Raw genomic sequence first — 13,711 nt, 5'->3', positions numbered from 1 at the left:
TGAGCCGATGTTCTCGCGCTACAAGAAATCGACACCGCCGAAGGTCACGACCGCATCTCCGGTCGCCGAAGTTGCCAAGACCGCGCCTCTTGAGGCAGCGGCGGCACAGTCGTTTCGCAAACCCCCGCAAAAGCCTGCCGCGGTGTCAGAGCCGATGGACAAGGAGCGCAAGCGAAAGGAGCGGATGGGCGAGATCAAGATCGAACTGCACCGCGCGCTTCTGGACCACCTGAACCTCGCCGCGCTCGACACCGCGACGGAAACCGATCTGCGCGCCGAGATCAGCTCCATCGCCGGCGAAATCCTCGAGGAAAAGGGCATCGTCTTCAATCGCGAGGACCGGGCCGTTCTCACGCAGGAACTCTACGACGAGGTCAAGGGGCTCGGTCCGCTTGAAACCCTGCTCAAGGACGACACGGTCAACGACATCCTCGTGAACGGGCCACATCAGATCTTCATCGAGCGCGCGGGCAAGCTCGAACTCAGCGACGTCACCTTCAAGGATGAACGTCACCTGCTGCGCATCATCGACAAGATCGTCAGCGCCGTGGGCCGCCGCGTGGACGAATCGAACCCCTATGTCGATGCCCGTCTCGCGGACGGATCGCGATTCAACGCGATGGTGCCACCGGTCGCGGTCGATGGCAGCCTCGTCTCGATTCGTAAGTTCAAGAAAGACAAGTTGGGGATCGACGATCTGGTAAGCTTTGGGGCCTTCTCCGAGGAAATGGCCGCCTATCTTCAGGCCGCCGTCGCGACCCGGCTGAACATTGTCGTCTCTGGCGGTACGGGCTCGGGTAAGACCACGACCCTCAACGCACTGTCGTCCTTCATCGACAATGCGGAGCGTATCCTCACCATCGAGGACACCGCCGAACTCCAACTGCAACAGATTCATGTCGGCCGGATGGAAAGCCGCCCGCCGAACGTCGAGGGCAAGGGCGAGGTGAGCCCGCGTGACTGTCTCAAGAACGCGCTGCGCATGCGCCCCGACCGGATCATCGTCGGTGAGACGCGCGGCGAGGAAGTGATCGACATGCTGCAGGCCATGAACACCGGCCACGACGGCTCGATGACGACGATCCACGCCAACAACCCGCGCGATGGCATCAGTCGGATGGAGAACATGGTCGCAATGGCGGGTATCGAAATGCCACTCAAGGCCGTGCGCAGCCAGATCGCGAGCGCTGTTAACCTCATCGTACAGGCCAGCCGCCTTCAGGACGGCTCGCGCCGGATGACCTCGATCACCGAGGTTACCGGGATGGAGGGCGACGTGATCTCGATGCAGGAAATCTTCCGCTTTCAGCGTGTCGGCCTGACACCGGACAACAAGATCATCGGCCATTTCACCGGCACGGGCGTGCGCTCCAACTATTCCGAGCGCTTCCGCCTTTGGGGCTACGACCTGCCCCCGGCCATCTATGAACCGATTGCAGCGGAGTAACGCAGATGGCCCTCAATGCAGAAGTAATCATTTACGGCCTGATCTTCATCGGCGTTCTCGTCCTTGTCGAAGGTATCTACCTCACGGTTTTCGGGCGCTCCATCAGCCTGAACAACCGGGTCAACCGGCGTCTGGAAATGCTGGACAAGACCGGTAACCGCGAAGAGGTCATGGAGAAATTGCGCAAGGAGATGCAACAGCATCTCAAGGCGCGCAAGGTTCCGCTATACTCGATCCTGTCGAACAAGGCGCAGAAGGCGGCCATCGCCTTTACCCCCAAACAGCTGATCCTGCTGATGATTGGGGTCAGCATTCTGGCCTTCCTTGGCCTGACCATCGGGACCGGCACGGCACTTCCGGTGCGTATTCTTGTGTCCATTGGCATGGGCGTGGGCGGCATATTCACCTGGATCAACATGAAGGCCGGCAAGCGTATGGCCCTCCTGGAAGAACAGCTGCCCGATGCGATTGAACTCATGGTGCGAAGCCTGCGCGTGGGGCATCCGTTTTCGTCTGCCGTGGCCATCGTGGCCAGTGAGGTGTCCGATCCTCTCGCCACCGAGTTCGGCATCATCGCCGATGAGGCAACCTATGGCCGGGACATGGGCGAGGCGCTCAAGGATATGGCAGAACGTCTCGACATGCAGGACGTGCGCTTTCTCGCGGTCGCGGTGACCATTCAGCAGCAATCGGGCGGCAACCTCGCCGAGATCCTGGCCGGTCTGGCCAAGGTGATCCGTGCCCGGTTCCGTCTCTTCCGCCGGGTCAAGGCAATTACCGCCGAGGCGAAGTGGTCGGGGAACTTCCTCTCGGGGTTTCCCATCATTGCACTGATCGGCATCCAGCTGCTCAAGCCTGATTACTATGACGAGGCGATGCTTCACCCGTTCTTCATCCCCGCCGTTCTGGTGGTTGGCACGTTCCTTGTGCTTAATCTGATCGTCATGCGCGCACTTGTGAACATCAAGGTCTGAGGGGCCCAAAATGCAATTCCTGACCACAATCAACACTATGCTGACCGATACGTTTGGCGACTTCGGCCCGATGATCGCCGTTGGCGCGCTCGGGCTGATGCTGGTGCTTCTCGTCATTCCCTTGATGATCAACCAGCGGCAGGACCCGCTCGAGAAGCTCAAGAAGAGCAACGCCGCAGGCGCAACACAAGATTTGGGCAAGGCCAGCCTGCGCGCCGGGGCAAAGAACAAGAAGCTCGACAAATATGCCGGGTTCCTCGAACCGCAGGACGCCAAGGAACTCAGCGCGATGCGTCTCACGCTCATGCAGGCAGGCTATCGGCATAGCGACGCGGTACGTTACTTCCACTTCGTGCAACTGACGCTCGCCCTCGGGCTGCTCGTGCTCGGGCTGATCTATTTCCTCGTGTTTGTGTCAGGCGACGACACCGGACCGAAAGAGATGGTGCTCTACGTGCTCGGGCCCGGCGGCGTGGGATACATGCTGCCGAAATATTGGGTGACCAAACGCCAGCAACAGCGCCAGGAAGAAATTCAGGACGGCTTTCCCGACAGTCTCGACATGATGCTTGTGTGCATCGAGGCTGGGCAGTCTCTCGATCAGGCAATCATCCGCGTCTCGAAGGAAATCCAGGCGTCCTATCCCGCCTTGGCCGAGGAATACGAGATCGTGGCCTTGCAGATCAAGGCAGGCCGGGACAAGGCATCGGTCCTCAACGAGATGGGCGAGCGCTGCGGCGTGCAGGATATCTCGAGCTTTGTCACCGTTCTGATCCAGTCGCAGACCTTCGGCACATCGATCGGCGAGGCGCTGCGCGTCTATGCAGCCGAGATGCGTGACAAACGCGTCATGCGCGCCGAGGAAAAGGCCAACAAACTGCCGACCAAGATGACATTGGCGACAATGATGCTTACAGTGCCACCATTGCTGATCATTCTGGTCGGTCCATCCGCGCTCGGGATCATGGAACTGTTCGCGATGGCCGAGAGATAACAAAACGGGGCGACATGACAGGGCATTTTCGGAGAGGGCAGCAACGGGCTTTCCGCGCGAAAATGCGACAGGCCAGCCCGAAAGCGGCGCTTGTTCTGCTCACCTGTCTCTTCCTTGCCGGATGTCTGGGTCAGCAGCCGGATAATGGCCCCTTCGCCCCTGGCCCCGCACCCGGCGTAACAGGCGTCGACGGCCTTCTCGTTGGGCATCGATTGATGGATGCGGGCGAATTTGAATTGGCGCAAAAGGCCTATAGCCGCGCCGCTCTGGACCAAGGCATGACAGCGGATGTCCTGGCCGGCCTAGGCAGCGCCAATCTTGCCCTCGGGCGGCTTGGCAGCGCAGAACGCCTCTTGCGGCGCGCGATCGAGGGCGACGATGCAACACCGGAGACCTGGAATAACCTGGGCGTCGTTCTTGTCGAACAGGGTAATTATCCCGAGGCTGAACAGATTCTGAGGCGGGCCTATGCGCTCGATGATGGCGAAAGCGACGAAATTCGCGACAATTTGCGTTTGGCACTCGCAAAATCGGAAAATTCCGAGTATGGTGCTGACGGAGAACAAGACTATAAAGTGGTACGGCGGGGCAGCAGCGAATACCTGATCCGCAAGATACCATGACGAGGCCGAGGCAGTAAAAGGACGCAAAAATGCGCCACCCTATCCTGATTTCCCTGTGTGCAGCAGGGGCATTCGCCCTGTCTGCATGTGAGCAAACCGCTGGCAACGAGGTTGATCGCGCCTTTCAGGACATCAACGTCATTGATGAAACCAATCTCAACGATGTGATGCTGACAGCCTCTGACCCAAATGAGGCGGTATCCTATTTCCAGCGCGCGGTTGGCGAAAAGCCTGACCGGCTTGACCTGCAGCGCGGTCTTGCCAGCTCGCTCGTCCGGGCGAAACGCAACACCGAAGCCGTTGCCGCATGGGCCAACGTGACCAAGCACAAAGACGCGACCCATGCCGATCACGTGAACCATGCCGATGCGCTGATCCGCAACAACGAATGGGAGCGCGCGGGCGACGTGCTCGACGGTGTTCCGCCAACCCACGAGACATTCAAACGCTACCGCCTCGAAGCGATGATCGCCGATAGCGAGAAGGATTGGAAAAAGGCCGACAGTTTCTATGAGACGGCCGTCGGGCTGACGACACAGCCCGCCAATGTGATGAACAACTGGGGATATTCCAAGCTCTCGCGCGGGGATTTCGAAGGGGCCGAGCGACTCTTTACCGACGCCGTACGCCAGGATCCGTCGCTGTTCACTGCAAAGAACAATCTCGTTCTGGCACGCGGGGCGCAGCGCAACTATGCCCTGCCCGTCCTGCCCGTCACGCAGGTGGAACGCGCACAGCTGCTCTATACGCTCGGTTTGTCCGCAGTGAAACAAGGTGACACCACCATTGGACAGGGCCTGTTGAAGGACGCGGTCGAAACCCATCCACAGCATTTCGAGGAAGCGGTGCGCAGCCTGCGGGCGCTTGAGAACAAGGCCGGCTGACAGACGCCATGACACTCGAAATCACCGCCCGCGCCGCGCTCTGGTTCCTGCCATTTGTCGTGCCGATCTGCGCATGGGTTGCCCTAAGCGACATGCGTAGCATGAAGATTCCCAACATCGCGGTTCTGGCGCTGCTGGCGACCTTTGTGCTGGTTGGTCTTTGGGTCTTGCCCCTGCCGGAATATGCTTGGCGCTTTTCACATCTCGCGGTTCTGCTGGTGGTGGGGATGCTGGCCAATGTGATCGGTGTGATGGGGGCGGGGGATGCCAAGTTCATCGCGGCCGCAAGCCCCTTTGTCGTGCTGGGTGATGCGGCATTCCTCTGCCTGCTCTTCGCGGCGGTCCTGATCGCCGCTTTCGCGACGCACCGGATCGCGATGTATAGCCCTTTACGCCGGATCACGCCGGACTGGGTAAGCTGGCAGATGACCAAGAAGTTCCCGATGGGACTGGCGCTTGGCCCGACACTTGCGCTCTATCTCGGGCTCGGTGCCGCATACGGAAGCTGAGCGCCCCCGATCTGCCCGATGCTCTCCTTAATTTCTGCACGATTGGTGGTCATGGTTCTTGCGAGTCGATGACCACGCAGGGCAGGCAATTACCATGAACATGCAAGTCTCCGCGGGCGTGCAGCCCCCACCGCCACCAACCAGCATCGAGGACATGCAAATTCCTGTCGTGATGATGCGCGACATTCTTCTCAAGACGATGTTCCGCAAGAACCTCGACATGGTCAGCGAGCTGGCCGAAGCGATCTGCCTACCGCGCGCGGTCACGCAGGAACTGGTGGACATGGCACGCACGCAGCGCCTGCTCGAGGCGACCGGCACACTCAACGCCACTTCCGGCGGCGAGATGGGCTATCAGCTGACCGACGCGGGCAAATCCCGCGCGCTCGATGCTCTAAGCCAGTCGGAATATTTCGGCGCAATGCCCGTCCCGCTTGCTGTCTACCGTGAGCAGGTAAAGCGCCAGTCGATCCGCAATATCCAGATCACCCGCGAACAGCTGACCAATGCCATGGGGCATCTGATCCTGCCCGAATCCCTGCTCGACCATCTCGGGCCGGCCGTGAGCGCCGGGCGCTCGGTGCTGATGTATGGTCCGCCGGGCAACGGTAAATCCTCGATCTCGAACGGTATCCGTGACGCCATGGGGGACAAGATCTACGTACCTAGGGCAATCGAATATTCCGGCCAGGTCATCACCGTCTATGACCCGATCGTACATTCCAAGGCCGAGGTCGAGGTGGACGACCCCAACTCGCTGCGCCGCAAACGCACCTTTGATACACGCTATGTGCGCTGCGAACGGCCCACGGTGATCACCGGTGGCGAACTCAGCCTGTCGATGCTCGATCTGGTCTACAACCCGACCGCGCGCACCTATCAGGCCCCGCTTCAGCTCAAATCGACCGGCGGCATCTTCATCGTTGACGACCTTGGCCGTCAGGCGGAACCGCCGCAGGCACTGGTCAACCGCTGGATCGTTCCACTGGAAGAATCCAAGGACATTCTTGCCCTTCAATCGGGCGAGAAATTCGAGGTGCCGTTCGACACGCTGGTGATCTTCTCGACCAACTTCCACCCCAACAAGATCTTCGACAAGGCCGCACTGCGCCGGATTTTCTACAAGATCAAGATCGACGGCCCCTGCCAATCGGATTTCCTCAAGATCTTCGCCATGGTGGCGCGCAAGAAGGGCATACCCCTCGACGAAGAGGCGCTCATCCACCTGATCAAGGAAAAATACCCGACGATCGACAACGTCTATGCCAACTATCAGCCGATCTTCCTGATCGACCAGATGATCGCCATCTGCGAATTCGAGGGCATCCCCTACCAGATGTCACCCGACCTCATCGACCGGGCTTGGGACAACATGTTCGTGCGTGAGGAAGAGATCATCCACTGACGGCGATCAGTGGACCAACTGTCCGCGCCTGCGGCGCGCGGGCCGCGCCCCGATAGAGGCGCAGGCCTCTTCGAGAAACCCCACAAAGGCCCGGGCAGCCGCGCTCTTGGGGGCCTGCGCCGCTGGTTCGGCAAGCGCCTCACGGGCCATCTGCGCGGTCACCGGCCCCGGCGTGTCGAAAACCCATTCCAGAAAACCCAGTCGCCCGGCCGCGCAAGCCTGTGCCCCTGCTGCAGGGCTTTCTTCGAGGGCGTCGATGATACGTGTCACAGTCATGGCTTCTTCTCCCCGGCCACACCCCGGGCCGGATGGGGCGAAGAGCAGGCTGAGGGTCGCGGCGCAGGGCGCACACGCCCGCATCGCCCCCCGCGATTCGACGTTTACCATGGCTGGTTTCCGGGCTTGAGTGGCGGGCGATCAACCCATGCAGCACGGCACCTTCCCAAGCCATTGCGCGGCTCAGTGGCGTATTGCCGTGATGCCCTCCCTTACCGTTGCGGGGGCAGCGCCGGTCTTTCACCGGCTTCCCAATTCTCCGCCTCAGGGGCGGCACCATGATGTCTCGAGATTAACAGCACGCCATGACCTCGCAAGGCCAAATGCGAAACCCCCGGTTGAAAACCGGCACGGCGCCTGATCCACTGAGGCGCATCGCAGTCACCGAAGCCGCAAGCCGGTTATCCGCCTTGACCTGCCCCGTCCTGACGTTCCAGAAGACCGACACCCTCCAGCCTCACGCGGTACTTGCGGCTGACAGGAACACGATCCCCATTGCGCAGCACCACATAGATCTTTCCTGCATCGCGCTCGCTCCGGTCGATTGCCCGCAGCGCGACCCAATGCGAGCGATGTGTGCAGACCCCTTCGATCGGCTCCATCTCCGCAATCGCGTCGCTTAGCCGGAGGCGGAGTGTCTCGACGCCATGCGGCGTCGCCACATCAACGAAATGATCATTGGCCGACAGGCGCATGATTTCGGAATCGGGCCAGTCGGACATGCGTCGATGCAACCGGGTCACCGGCACATCTGACAAACGGGTCCGCCGCCAATAGCTGGTCGGTTGCTCCGCCCCGATCTGGCGACGCAGCACGAAAATACCGGCAACGATCAGCAGGGTATTGAAACCGATACTGACGATATTGAGATCCGTGTGCGACAGGACAGGGTCGAACGCGCCTCGAAGAAACCAGATGACGGGGGCGAGAGCCGCGCTGGTCATCACACTGGCCCCGATGTCGAAAATCGCCGGGTGACTCGAATGACAAACCGTTTTCTTGATTGCCCGAACGAAACCGCCAATCAGAATTCCAAGCCCGATCACGAGCCCCCAATAGGCAAGACGCGTCGGCCACATCATCGTGTCGTAGGTGCCGAACGGCCCGGCGACCACCGCAATGACGCAGGCCGTTGTCAATATCGACAGCGTCAACGGAGAGACCAACCCGGCCCAGGTCTCTGACATATGCTGTCTGAACTCAGACCACTTCAAACCAAGACCCTTACCATTTATCGCTAAACGTGCATTTATCAGCGACGAAATCCAAATCCAAGCATTCACACGATTGCTTGACCACAATATCGTGACATCTGAAACGAAAGATGGGCAATGGGAATTGATCAGAAATTATCCCCTGACATAGAAGCGGCCATTCATCGAAGCTTTGATGCACAGGCGATGATGGCAACGCTCGGCGCGAAACTGATCGCCGTGCTGCCGGGTCATGCCCTAATCGAAGCCCCGATTCTGCCAGGCAGCCTGCAACAGCACGGCTATGCCCATGCAGGACTGACCTTTGCCATCGGTGACAGTGCGGCGGGTTATGCCGCGCTTGGCGTCATGCCCGAAGGATCCGAGGTTCTGACCACCGAAATGAAGATCAACCTGCTTGCGCCAGCACGGGGCGAGCGCCTGATCGCGCGGGGCCGCGTGATCAAGCCGGGACGTCGTCTGGTGATCGTGCAGGCGGATGTGCATGCGGTTGAAGACGGGCAAGAGACACACGTGGCCCTTCTCACGGGCACGATGATTCCGCTGTTGCCGGGCTAGCCTCTTTCCCCCTTACCACCAATCGGTTAAGCCTGCCGCATTGCCCAGTCCGGAGCACCGCCCATGAAACCCGTCCGTCTGCTTTCCGGCATCCTTACCGTCGGCGGCTGGACCATGATAAGCCGCATTCTGGGCTTTGTCCGCGACGTGATGATTGCCAGTTTTCTGGGGCCGGGCGTCTTGATGGACGCCTTTGTCGCCGCGTTCCGCCTGCCCAACATGTTCCGTCGCTTCTTTGCGGAGGGCGCGTTCAACGCCGCCTTCGTGCCGATGTTCTCCAAGCGGCTGGAAGCCGACGAGAACCCGTTGGGCTTTGCCTCGCTCGCGCTGTCCGGACTGGGGCTTGTCCTTTTGGCACTGACCGGCCTGGCAATGGTGTTCATGCCCGCGCTGGTCTGGGCCACCGCCGAGGGCTTTGCCGGAGACGCGCGTTTCGGGATCACAATCGAATACGGGCGCATCGTTTTTCCCTACATCCTTTTCATTTCAATGGCGGCGCTCTTTTCCGGGATGCTGAATGCCGCCGGGCGCTTTTCGGCGGCGGCAGCGGCGCCTGTTCTACTCAACGTGATGCTCATCGCCGCCATGGGGGCCACCGCATTTTTCGGGGGCGGGGTCGCCAATGCTCTGGTCTGGACGATTCCATTTGCAGGTATCGCTCAACTGGCTCTGGTCTGGCATGCCGCCAACCGCGCCGGTCTGCGCATCCGCCCGGTGCGTCCGCGCTGGACACCCGAGATGGCGCAACTGGTGCGCATCGCGGTGCCGGCAGCCCTCGCCGGTGGGGTGGTGCAGATCAATCTGGTCGTCGGGCAGCTTGTCGCCTCGAACTATGACAAGGCGGTAAGCTGGCTCTATTCCGCTGACCGCCTCTACCAGCTGCCTCTCGGAGTTGTCGGGATAGCGGTTGGCATCGTCCTGCTGCCTGACCTGTCCCGGCGGCTCAAGGCCGGGGACGATACCGGCGCGCGCTACGCGCTGTCGCGGGCGGGCGAGGTGGCGCTCGCGCTGACTGTGCCATGCGCTGTCGCCCTTGTCGTCATCCCGCTGCCACTTGTAACGGTGCTGTTCGAGCGTGGGGCGTTTGGCGCCGATGACAGCGCGGCCACGGCGATCGCAGTGGCGATCTATGGCCTCGGGCTACCTGCGTTTGTGCTGCAAAAGATCCTGCAACCAGTGTTCTTCGCACGCGAAGACACCAAAAGCCCGTTTCGCTATGCGGTCGTGGCAATGGTCGTCAACGCGGCGCTCGCTGTCGGCCTCTCGGTCGTGATGGGCTGGATTGCCGCGGCTCTGGCAACCACAGTCGCGGCCTGGGTCATGGTCTGGCAACTGGCAATCGGCGGGCGGAGCTTTGGGGAGGTTGCGCGCTTTGATCTGCAATTCCGGCGGCGGCTGTGGCGGATCGTATTGGCCTCGGCCTTGATGGGGGTCGCAGTCTGGGGCGCAGGTGCCGTGCTCGGGCCCCTTTTTGCTGCAGCCGGATGGCGTTGGCTGGCGCTTTTGCTGCTGATCACCGCCGGCATTCTGTCCTACGGTCTGTTCGGGCAGGCACTGGGGGCATTCCGCCTACAGGAAATCCGGGGACGTCTGCGCCGCTGACGCATCATCCACCGTCAGCAGCGGTTTCCCACCCGGCATAAAAAAGGGCGGCTGAAACCAGCCGCCCTTTCCTGTTAAGTCCTGCCAATCAGGCAAGTGTGCGGGTGATTTCTTCCCGCTCGAAGATCTCGATCACGTCGCCTTCGCGGACATCCTCGTAGGCCTCGAACGCCATGCCGCATTCCTGACCCGAGATCACCTCGGCAACCTCGTCCTTGAAGCGCTTGAGCGTCTTGAGCGTGCCTTCGTGGATCACCACATCGTCACGCAGCAGACGCACACCGGCAGAGCGACGCGCCACGCCTTCGGTGACCAGACAACCCGCGACACGACCAACCCCGGAGACCTTGAAGACCTCCTTGATGGTCGCATAGCCGATGAACTTCTCGCGAATTTCCGCACCCAGAAGGCCGCTGGCTGCCGCTTTCACGTCGTCCACGAGGTCATAGATCACCGAGTAATAGCGGATCTCCACACCCTTCTGATTGGCGCTGTTGCGCGCGGGCGCATTGGCCCGGACGTTGAAGCCCAGAACCGGCGCGCCCGAGGCTTCGGCCAGACCGATATCGGATTCGGTGATCGCACCGACGCCCGAATGCAGCACGCGGACGCGCACCTCCTCGTTGCCGATCTTCTCCATCGCCTGCACGATCGCCTCGGCAGAGCCCTGCACGTCGGCCTTGACCACGATGGGCAGTTCCTTGAGGTTCTCGTCTTCCTTGGCCTTCGCCAAAAGCTGCTCGAGCGAGGTGCCCGCACCGGCAGCGGCGCGTTTTTCCTTGGCCGCATCGGCGCGGTATTCGGCGATCTCGCGGGCCTGACCCTCGGTCTCGACGACGTTGAGAACGTCACCCGCCTCGGGTGTGCCGTTCAGGCCCAGAACCTCGACCGGCACCGAAGGTCCGGCCTCCTTGACGCGCTCGCCACGGTCGTTGATCAGCGCGCGAACCTTGCCGTATTGCTCGCCCACCACAAAGATATCACCCTGCTGCAGCGTGCCTTTCTGGACCAGAACAGTCGCAACGGGGCCACGGCCCACGTCAAGCTGCGCCTCGATCACGGCACCCTCGGCGGCGCGGTTCGGATTGGCCTTGAGTTCGAGTATCTCGGCTTGCAGCGCGATCGCTTCGAGCAGTTCTTCCAGACCCTGGCCAGAAACCGCCGACACTTCCACATCCTGCACATCGCCCGACATCGCCTCGACGATCACCTCATGACGGAGCAGATCGGCGCGCACCTTGTCGGGATCGGCAGCAGGCAGATCGACCTTGTTGATCGCCACGATCATCGGCACCTTGGCCGCCTTGGCATGGTTGATGGCCTCGACGGTCTGCGGCATCACGGCATCATCGGCTGCAACGACAAGCACGACAATATCCGTCACCTGCGCCCCGCGAGAGCGCATCGAGGTAAAGGCCGCGTGGCCCGGCGTGTCGAGGAAGCTGAGCACGGCACCGCTGTCGGTGGTGACCTGATAAGCCCCGATATGCTGGGTGATACCACCAGCCTCGCCAGCGACGACCTTGGCATCTCGGATCGCGTCCAGAAGCGAGGTCTTACCGTGGTCAACGTGACCCATGATGGTGATCACCGGAGGCCGCGACACGAGATCCTCGGCCTTGTCCTCGACCTGCGCGATGACGTCCTCCACATCCGAGTCGCTGACACGCACGACGCGGTGGCCGAATTCCTCGATGATCAATTCTGCGGTATCCGCGTCGACCGACTGGTTCTGCGTGACCATCATGCCATTCTGCATGAGGGCCTTGACCACGTCACCGACGCGCTCGGCCATGCGGTTCGCCAGTTCCGAGACAACGATCACCTCGGGCAGCTGCACGTCGCGCACGACCTTTTCACGCTCTTGCGCACCGCCCATGGCCTTCTGACGCGCGCGCTCTTGCTTGCGCTTCATCGCCGCCATGGATTTCTGCCGCCCGCCTTCGCCGCCCGAAAGCGCCTGGTTGAGCGTCAGCTTGCCGGAGCGGCGGGCATCCTCACCGCCACGCCCCTTGCCGCGGCGACTGCTCTTGTCGTCGTCCTCGCGCTTGCGCGCAGCCGGGGCCGCCTTGGAGGGTGCCTGACGCGCAGGTCCGGGGGCGACGTCCGGCTCTGAGGGGGGCGGTGTCGCGGCCTGAACAGCGGCCTGCTCGGCTTCAAGCTTCTTGCGCTCGTCGTCTTCTGCCTTGGCGCGGGCACGCTCTTCGGCCTCGCGCTGCTCGCGCTCCTTTGCCTCGGCTTCTTCGCGACGGCGCAGACGCTCTTCCTCGCGGGCCTTTTCCTCGGCCTCGCGCTTGGCGGCATCTTCGGTCTCGCGTGCCTTGGCGGCGGAGAGCGCCTTCATCCGGCGCTCCATCTCGGCGTCGGAAATCCCGGCAGGACGCTTGGCAGAGCTTGCCGGACCGGACGATTTGCCCGACCCACCCGCGCCAGCGGATGCACCCGGGCTCGCCTTCGGCACAACCACACGCTTGCGCTTGGTTTCCACCACGACGTTCTTGGTCCGGCCATGGCTGAAGCTCTGCTTCACGTTCCCCGGCCGGGACCCGCCGCCACGCACACCCAAAGGTTTCTTTCCGTCGTTGTCGCTCATATTCTCTTACTTTCCTTTCCGGCGCGCAGTCTCGCCGTCCGAGACGCGCAGACCTTTCAGTCTTGCCGCCTCCTCTACAACACGTTTGCACAAACCTCCAGCACCCAGTGCCGCATGGATTGTGCTTTGACGCCCAAAGGCCTGACCCAGTTCATCCGCCGTCAGCCAGCCGATGAACGAGCCGCCGTAGGGCGTGCTCAGTTTCGATTTTCCGCGCTCCGAGCCGTCGCTGGCCTGGATCAGAACCTCGGCCTCGTCCTTGGCCAGCCAGTCCTTGACCCGCTCATAGCCCGAGGTCGCAGCACCGCCCTTGCGCATGAGGCTGATCAGGTTCAGCACCCGTTGCGTCAGAAGCGTCTCGACCTGATCCACCAGGTCCTCGGGCACGTTCACCGGCTGCCGCGCGGCGCGGGCAAACAGCCCTTTCTTGGCGGCCTTTGCCAGTGCCGCAGGGTCCGCCGACACCCAGATGCCACGTCCCGGCAACTTTTCAGCAAGGTCGGGAGCAATCTGGCCCTCGGGGCCGATCACGAAGCGGATCAGCCCATGCTTCGGTTGCACCTCGCCCGTGGCGATGCATTTACGCTCAGGACCGTCGCTCCGGTCTTTGGGTTGCCCGCTGCGCCCCATCA

The 13,711-nt window shown here is 61.7% G+C and carries 13 protein-coding genes and 1 riboswitch; of the genes, 9 read left to right on the top strand and 4 right to left on the bottom strand.

The genetic code is table 11. The features are described from left to right. The first annotated feature begins 7 nt into the window (after positions 1-7). The 7 genes from BMX04_RS15175 to BMX04_RS15145 all read left to right on the top strand — a co-directional run bounded on the left by BMX04_RS15175 (position 8) and on the right by BMX04_RS15145 (position 6,836). Positions 8-1,447 carry a TadA family conjugal transfer-associated ATPase gene (locus BMX04_RS15175; RefSeq protein ID WP_074787752.1) on the top strand — a complete coding sequence of 480 codons (1,440 nt, stop codon included), beginning with the start codon at positions 8-10 and terminating at the stop codon, positions 1,445-1,447. Between the two features lie 5 nt (positions 1,448-1,452). After that, on the top strand, positions 1,453-2,421 hold the full coding sequence (locus BMX04_RS15170) for a type II secretion system F family protein (RefSeq protein ID WP_074787751.1): 969 nt from the start codon (positions 1,453-1,455) through the stop codon (positions 2,419-2,421). Between the two features lie 10 nt (positions 2,422-2,431). Next, positions 2,432-3,415: a type II secretion system F family protein gene (locus BMX04_RS15165; RefSeq protein ID WP_074787750.1), complete on the top strand. Its 984-nt coding sequence runs from the start codon at positions 2,432-2,434 to the stop codon at positions 3,413-3,415. A 62-nt stretch (positions 3,416-3,477) separates the two neighbouring features. Continuing rightward, a complete protein-coding gene (locus tag BMX04_RS15160) occupies positions 3,478-4,038 on the top strand; it encodes a tetratricopeptide repeat protein (protein ID WP_074787749.1) in 561 nt (186 codons plus the stop codon). Positions 4,039-4,067: 29 nt separating this feature from the next. Further along, entirely contained in the window at positions 4,068-4,922 is an 855-nt protein-coding gene (locus BMX04_RS15155; RefSeq protein ID WP_050664010.1) for a tetratricopeptide repeat protein, read from the top strand. 8 nt (positions 4,923-4,930) lie between these two features. After that, positions 4,931-5,431, top strand: coding sequence for a prepilin peptidase (locus BMX04_RS15150; protein ID WP_074787748.1), 501 nt, complete (start codon positions 4,931-4,933; stop codon positions 5,429-5,431). 94 nt (positions 5,432-5,525) lie between these two features. Then, a complete protein-coding gene (locus tag BMX04_RS15145; RefSeq protein WP_074787747.1) occupies positions 5,526-6,836 on the top strand; it encodes an ATPase in 1,311 nt (436 codons plus the stop codon). Between the two features lie 6 nt (positions 6,837-6,842). Here BMX04_RS15145 and BMX04_RS15140 read toward each other — a convergent pair whose 3' ends face one another. Together BMX04_RS15140 and BMX04_RS15135 are read right to left on the bottom strand one after the other, a co-directional pair. Beyond that, on the bottom strand, positions 6,843-7,112 hold the full coding sequence (locus BMX04_RS15140) for a hypothetical protein (RefSeq protein ID WP_050664013.1): 270 nt from the start codon (positions 7,110-7,112) through the stop codon (positions 6,843-6,845). 94 nt (positions 7,113-7,206) lie between these two features. Further along, positions 7,207-7,408: riboswitch (cobalamin riboswitch) on the bottom strand. A 105-nt stretch (positions 7,409-7,513) separates the two neighbouring features. Continuing rightward, the gene (locus BMX04_RS15135) at positions 7,514-8,395 is read right to left on the bottom strand and encodes a LytTR family DNA-binding domain-containing protein (RefSeq protein WP_244888568.1); all 882 of its coding nucleotides are present in this window, start codon (positions 8,393-8,395) and stop codon (positions 7,514-7,516) included. Between the two features lie 120 nt (positions 8,396-8,515). On the opposite strand from BMX04_RS15135, the gene BMX04_RS15130 reads away from it, so the two are divergent. Continuing rightward, positions 8,516-8,884: a PaaI family thioesterase gene (locus BMX04_RS15130; RefSeq protein ID WP_244888567.1), complete on the top strand. Its 369-nt coding sequence runs from the start codon at positions 8,516-8,518 to the stop codon at positions 8,882-8,884. 63 nt (positions 8,885-8,947) lie between these two features. After that, the gene (gene murJ, locus BMX04_RS15125) at positions 8,948-10,486 is read left to right on the top strand and encodes a murein biosynthesis integral membrane protein MurJ (RefSeq protein ID WP_074787744.1); all 1,539 of its coding nucleotides are present in this window, start codon (positions 8,948-8,950) and stop codon (positions 10,484-10,486) included. Positions 10,487-10,574: 88 nt separating this feature from the next. Here murJ and infB read toward each other — a convergent pair whose 3' ends face one another. Together infB and BMX04_RS15115 are read right to left on the bottom strand one after the other, a co-directional pair. Then, positions 10,575-13,079, bottom strand: a complete 2,505-nt coding sequence (gene infB / locus BMX04_RS15120; protein ID WP_074787743.1) for a translation initiation factor IF-2 — start codon at positions 13,077-13,079, stop codon at positions 10,575-10,577. A gap of 6 nt (positions 13,080-13,085) precedes the next feature. Then, complete coding sequence (locus BMX04_RS15115) at positions 13,086-13,709, bottom strand: RNA-binding protein (protein WP_050664155.1); 624 nt, start codon at positions 13,707-13,709, stop codon at positions 13,086-13,088. Positions 13,710-13,711 lie beyond the last annotated feature (2 nt).

This window comes from Roseovarius tolerans, from assembly GCF_900109855.1.
Classification (GTDB): Bacteria; Pseudomonadota; Alphaproteobacteria; order Rhodobacterales; family Rhodobacteraceae; genus Roseovarius; species Roseovarius tolerans.
This window is presented reverse-complemented; position numbering and strand designations above follow the sequence as displayed.

Bases quoted from the DNA above. Each gene is read 5' to 3' on its own strand.
- BMX04_RS15165 (WP_074787750.1), top strand. From the start codon at position 2,432: ATGCAATTCCTGACCACAATCAACACTATGCTGACCGATACGTTTGGC.
- infB (WP_074787743.1), bottom strand. From the start codon at position 13,079: ATGAGCGACAACGACGGAAAGAAACCTTTGGGTGTGCGTGGCGGCGGG.
- murJ (WP_074787744.1), top strand. From the start codon at position 8,948: ATGAAACCCGTCCGTCTGCTTTCCGGCATCCTTACCGTCGGCGGCTGG.
- BMX04_RS15175 (WP_074787752.1), top strand. From the start codon at position 8: ATGTTCTCGCGCTACAAGAAATCGACACCGCCGAAGGTCACGACCGCA.
- BMX04_RS15145 (WP_074787747.1), top strand. From the start codon at position 5,526: ATGAACATGCAAGTCTCCGCGGGCGTGCAGCCCCCACCGCCACCAACC.
- BMX04_RS15130 (WP_244888567.1), top strand. From the start codon at position 8,516: ATGGCAACGCTCGGCGCGAAACTGATCGCCGTGCTGCCGGGTCATGCC.
- BMX04_RS15140 (WP_050664013.1), bottom strand. From the start codon at position 7,112: ATGACTGTGACACGTATCATCGACGCCCTCGAAGAAAGCCCTGCAGCA.
- BMX04_RS15160 (WP_074787749.1), top strand. From the start codon at position 3,478: ATGCGACAGGCCAGCCCGAAAGCGGCGCTTGTTCTGCTCACCTGTCTC.
- BMX04_RS15150 (WP_074787748.1), top strand. From the start codon at position 4,931: ATGACACTCGAAATCACCGCCCGCGCCGCGCTCTGGTTCCTGCCATTT.
- BMX04_RS15115 (WP_050664155.1), bottom strand. From the start codon at position 13,709: ATGGGGCGCAGCGGGCAACCCAAAGACCGGAGCGACGGTCCTGAGCGT.
- BMX04_RS15155 (WP_050664010.1), top strand. From the start codon at position 4,068: ATGCGCCACCCTATCCTGATTTCCCTGTGTGCAGCAGGGGCATTCGCC.
- BMX04_RS15170 (WP_074787751.1), top strand. From the start codon at position 1,453: ATGGCCCTCAATGCAGAAGTAATCATTTACGGCCTGATCTTCATCGGC.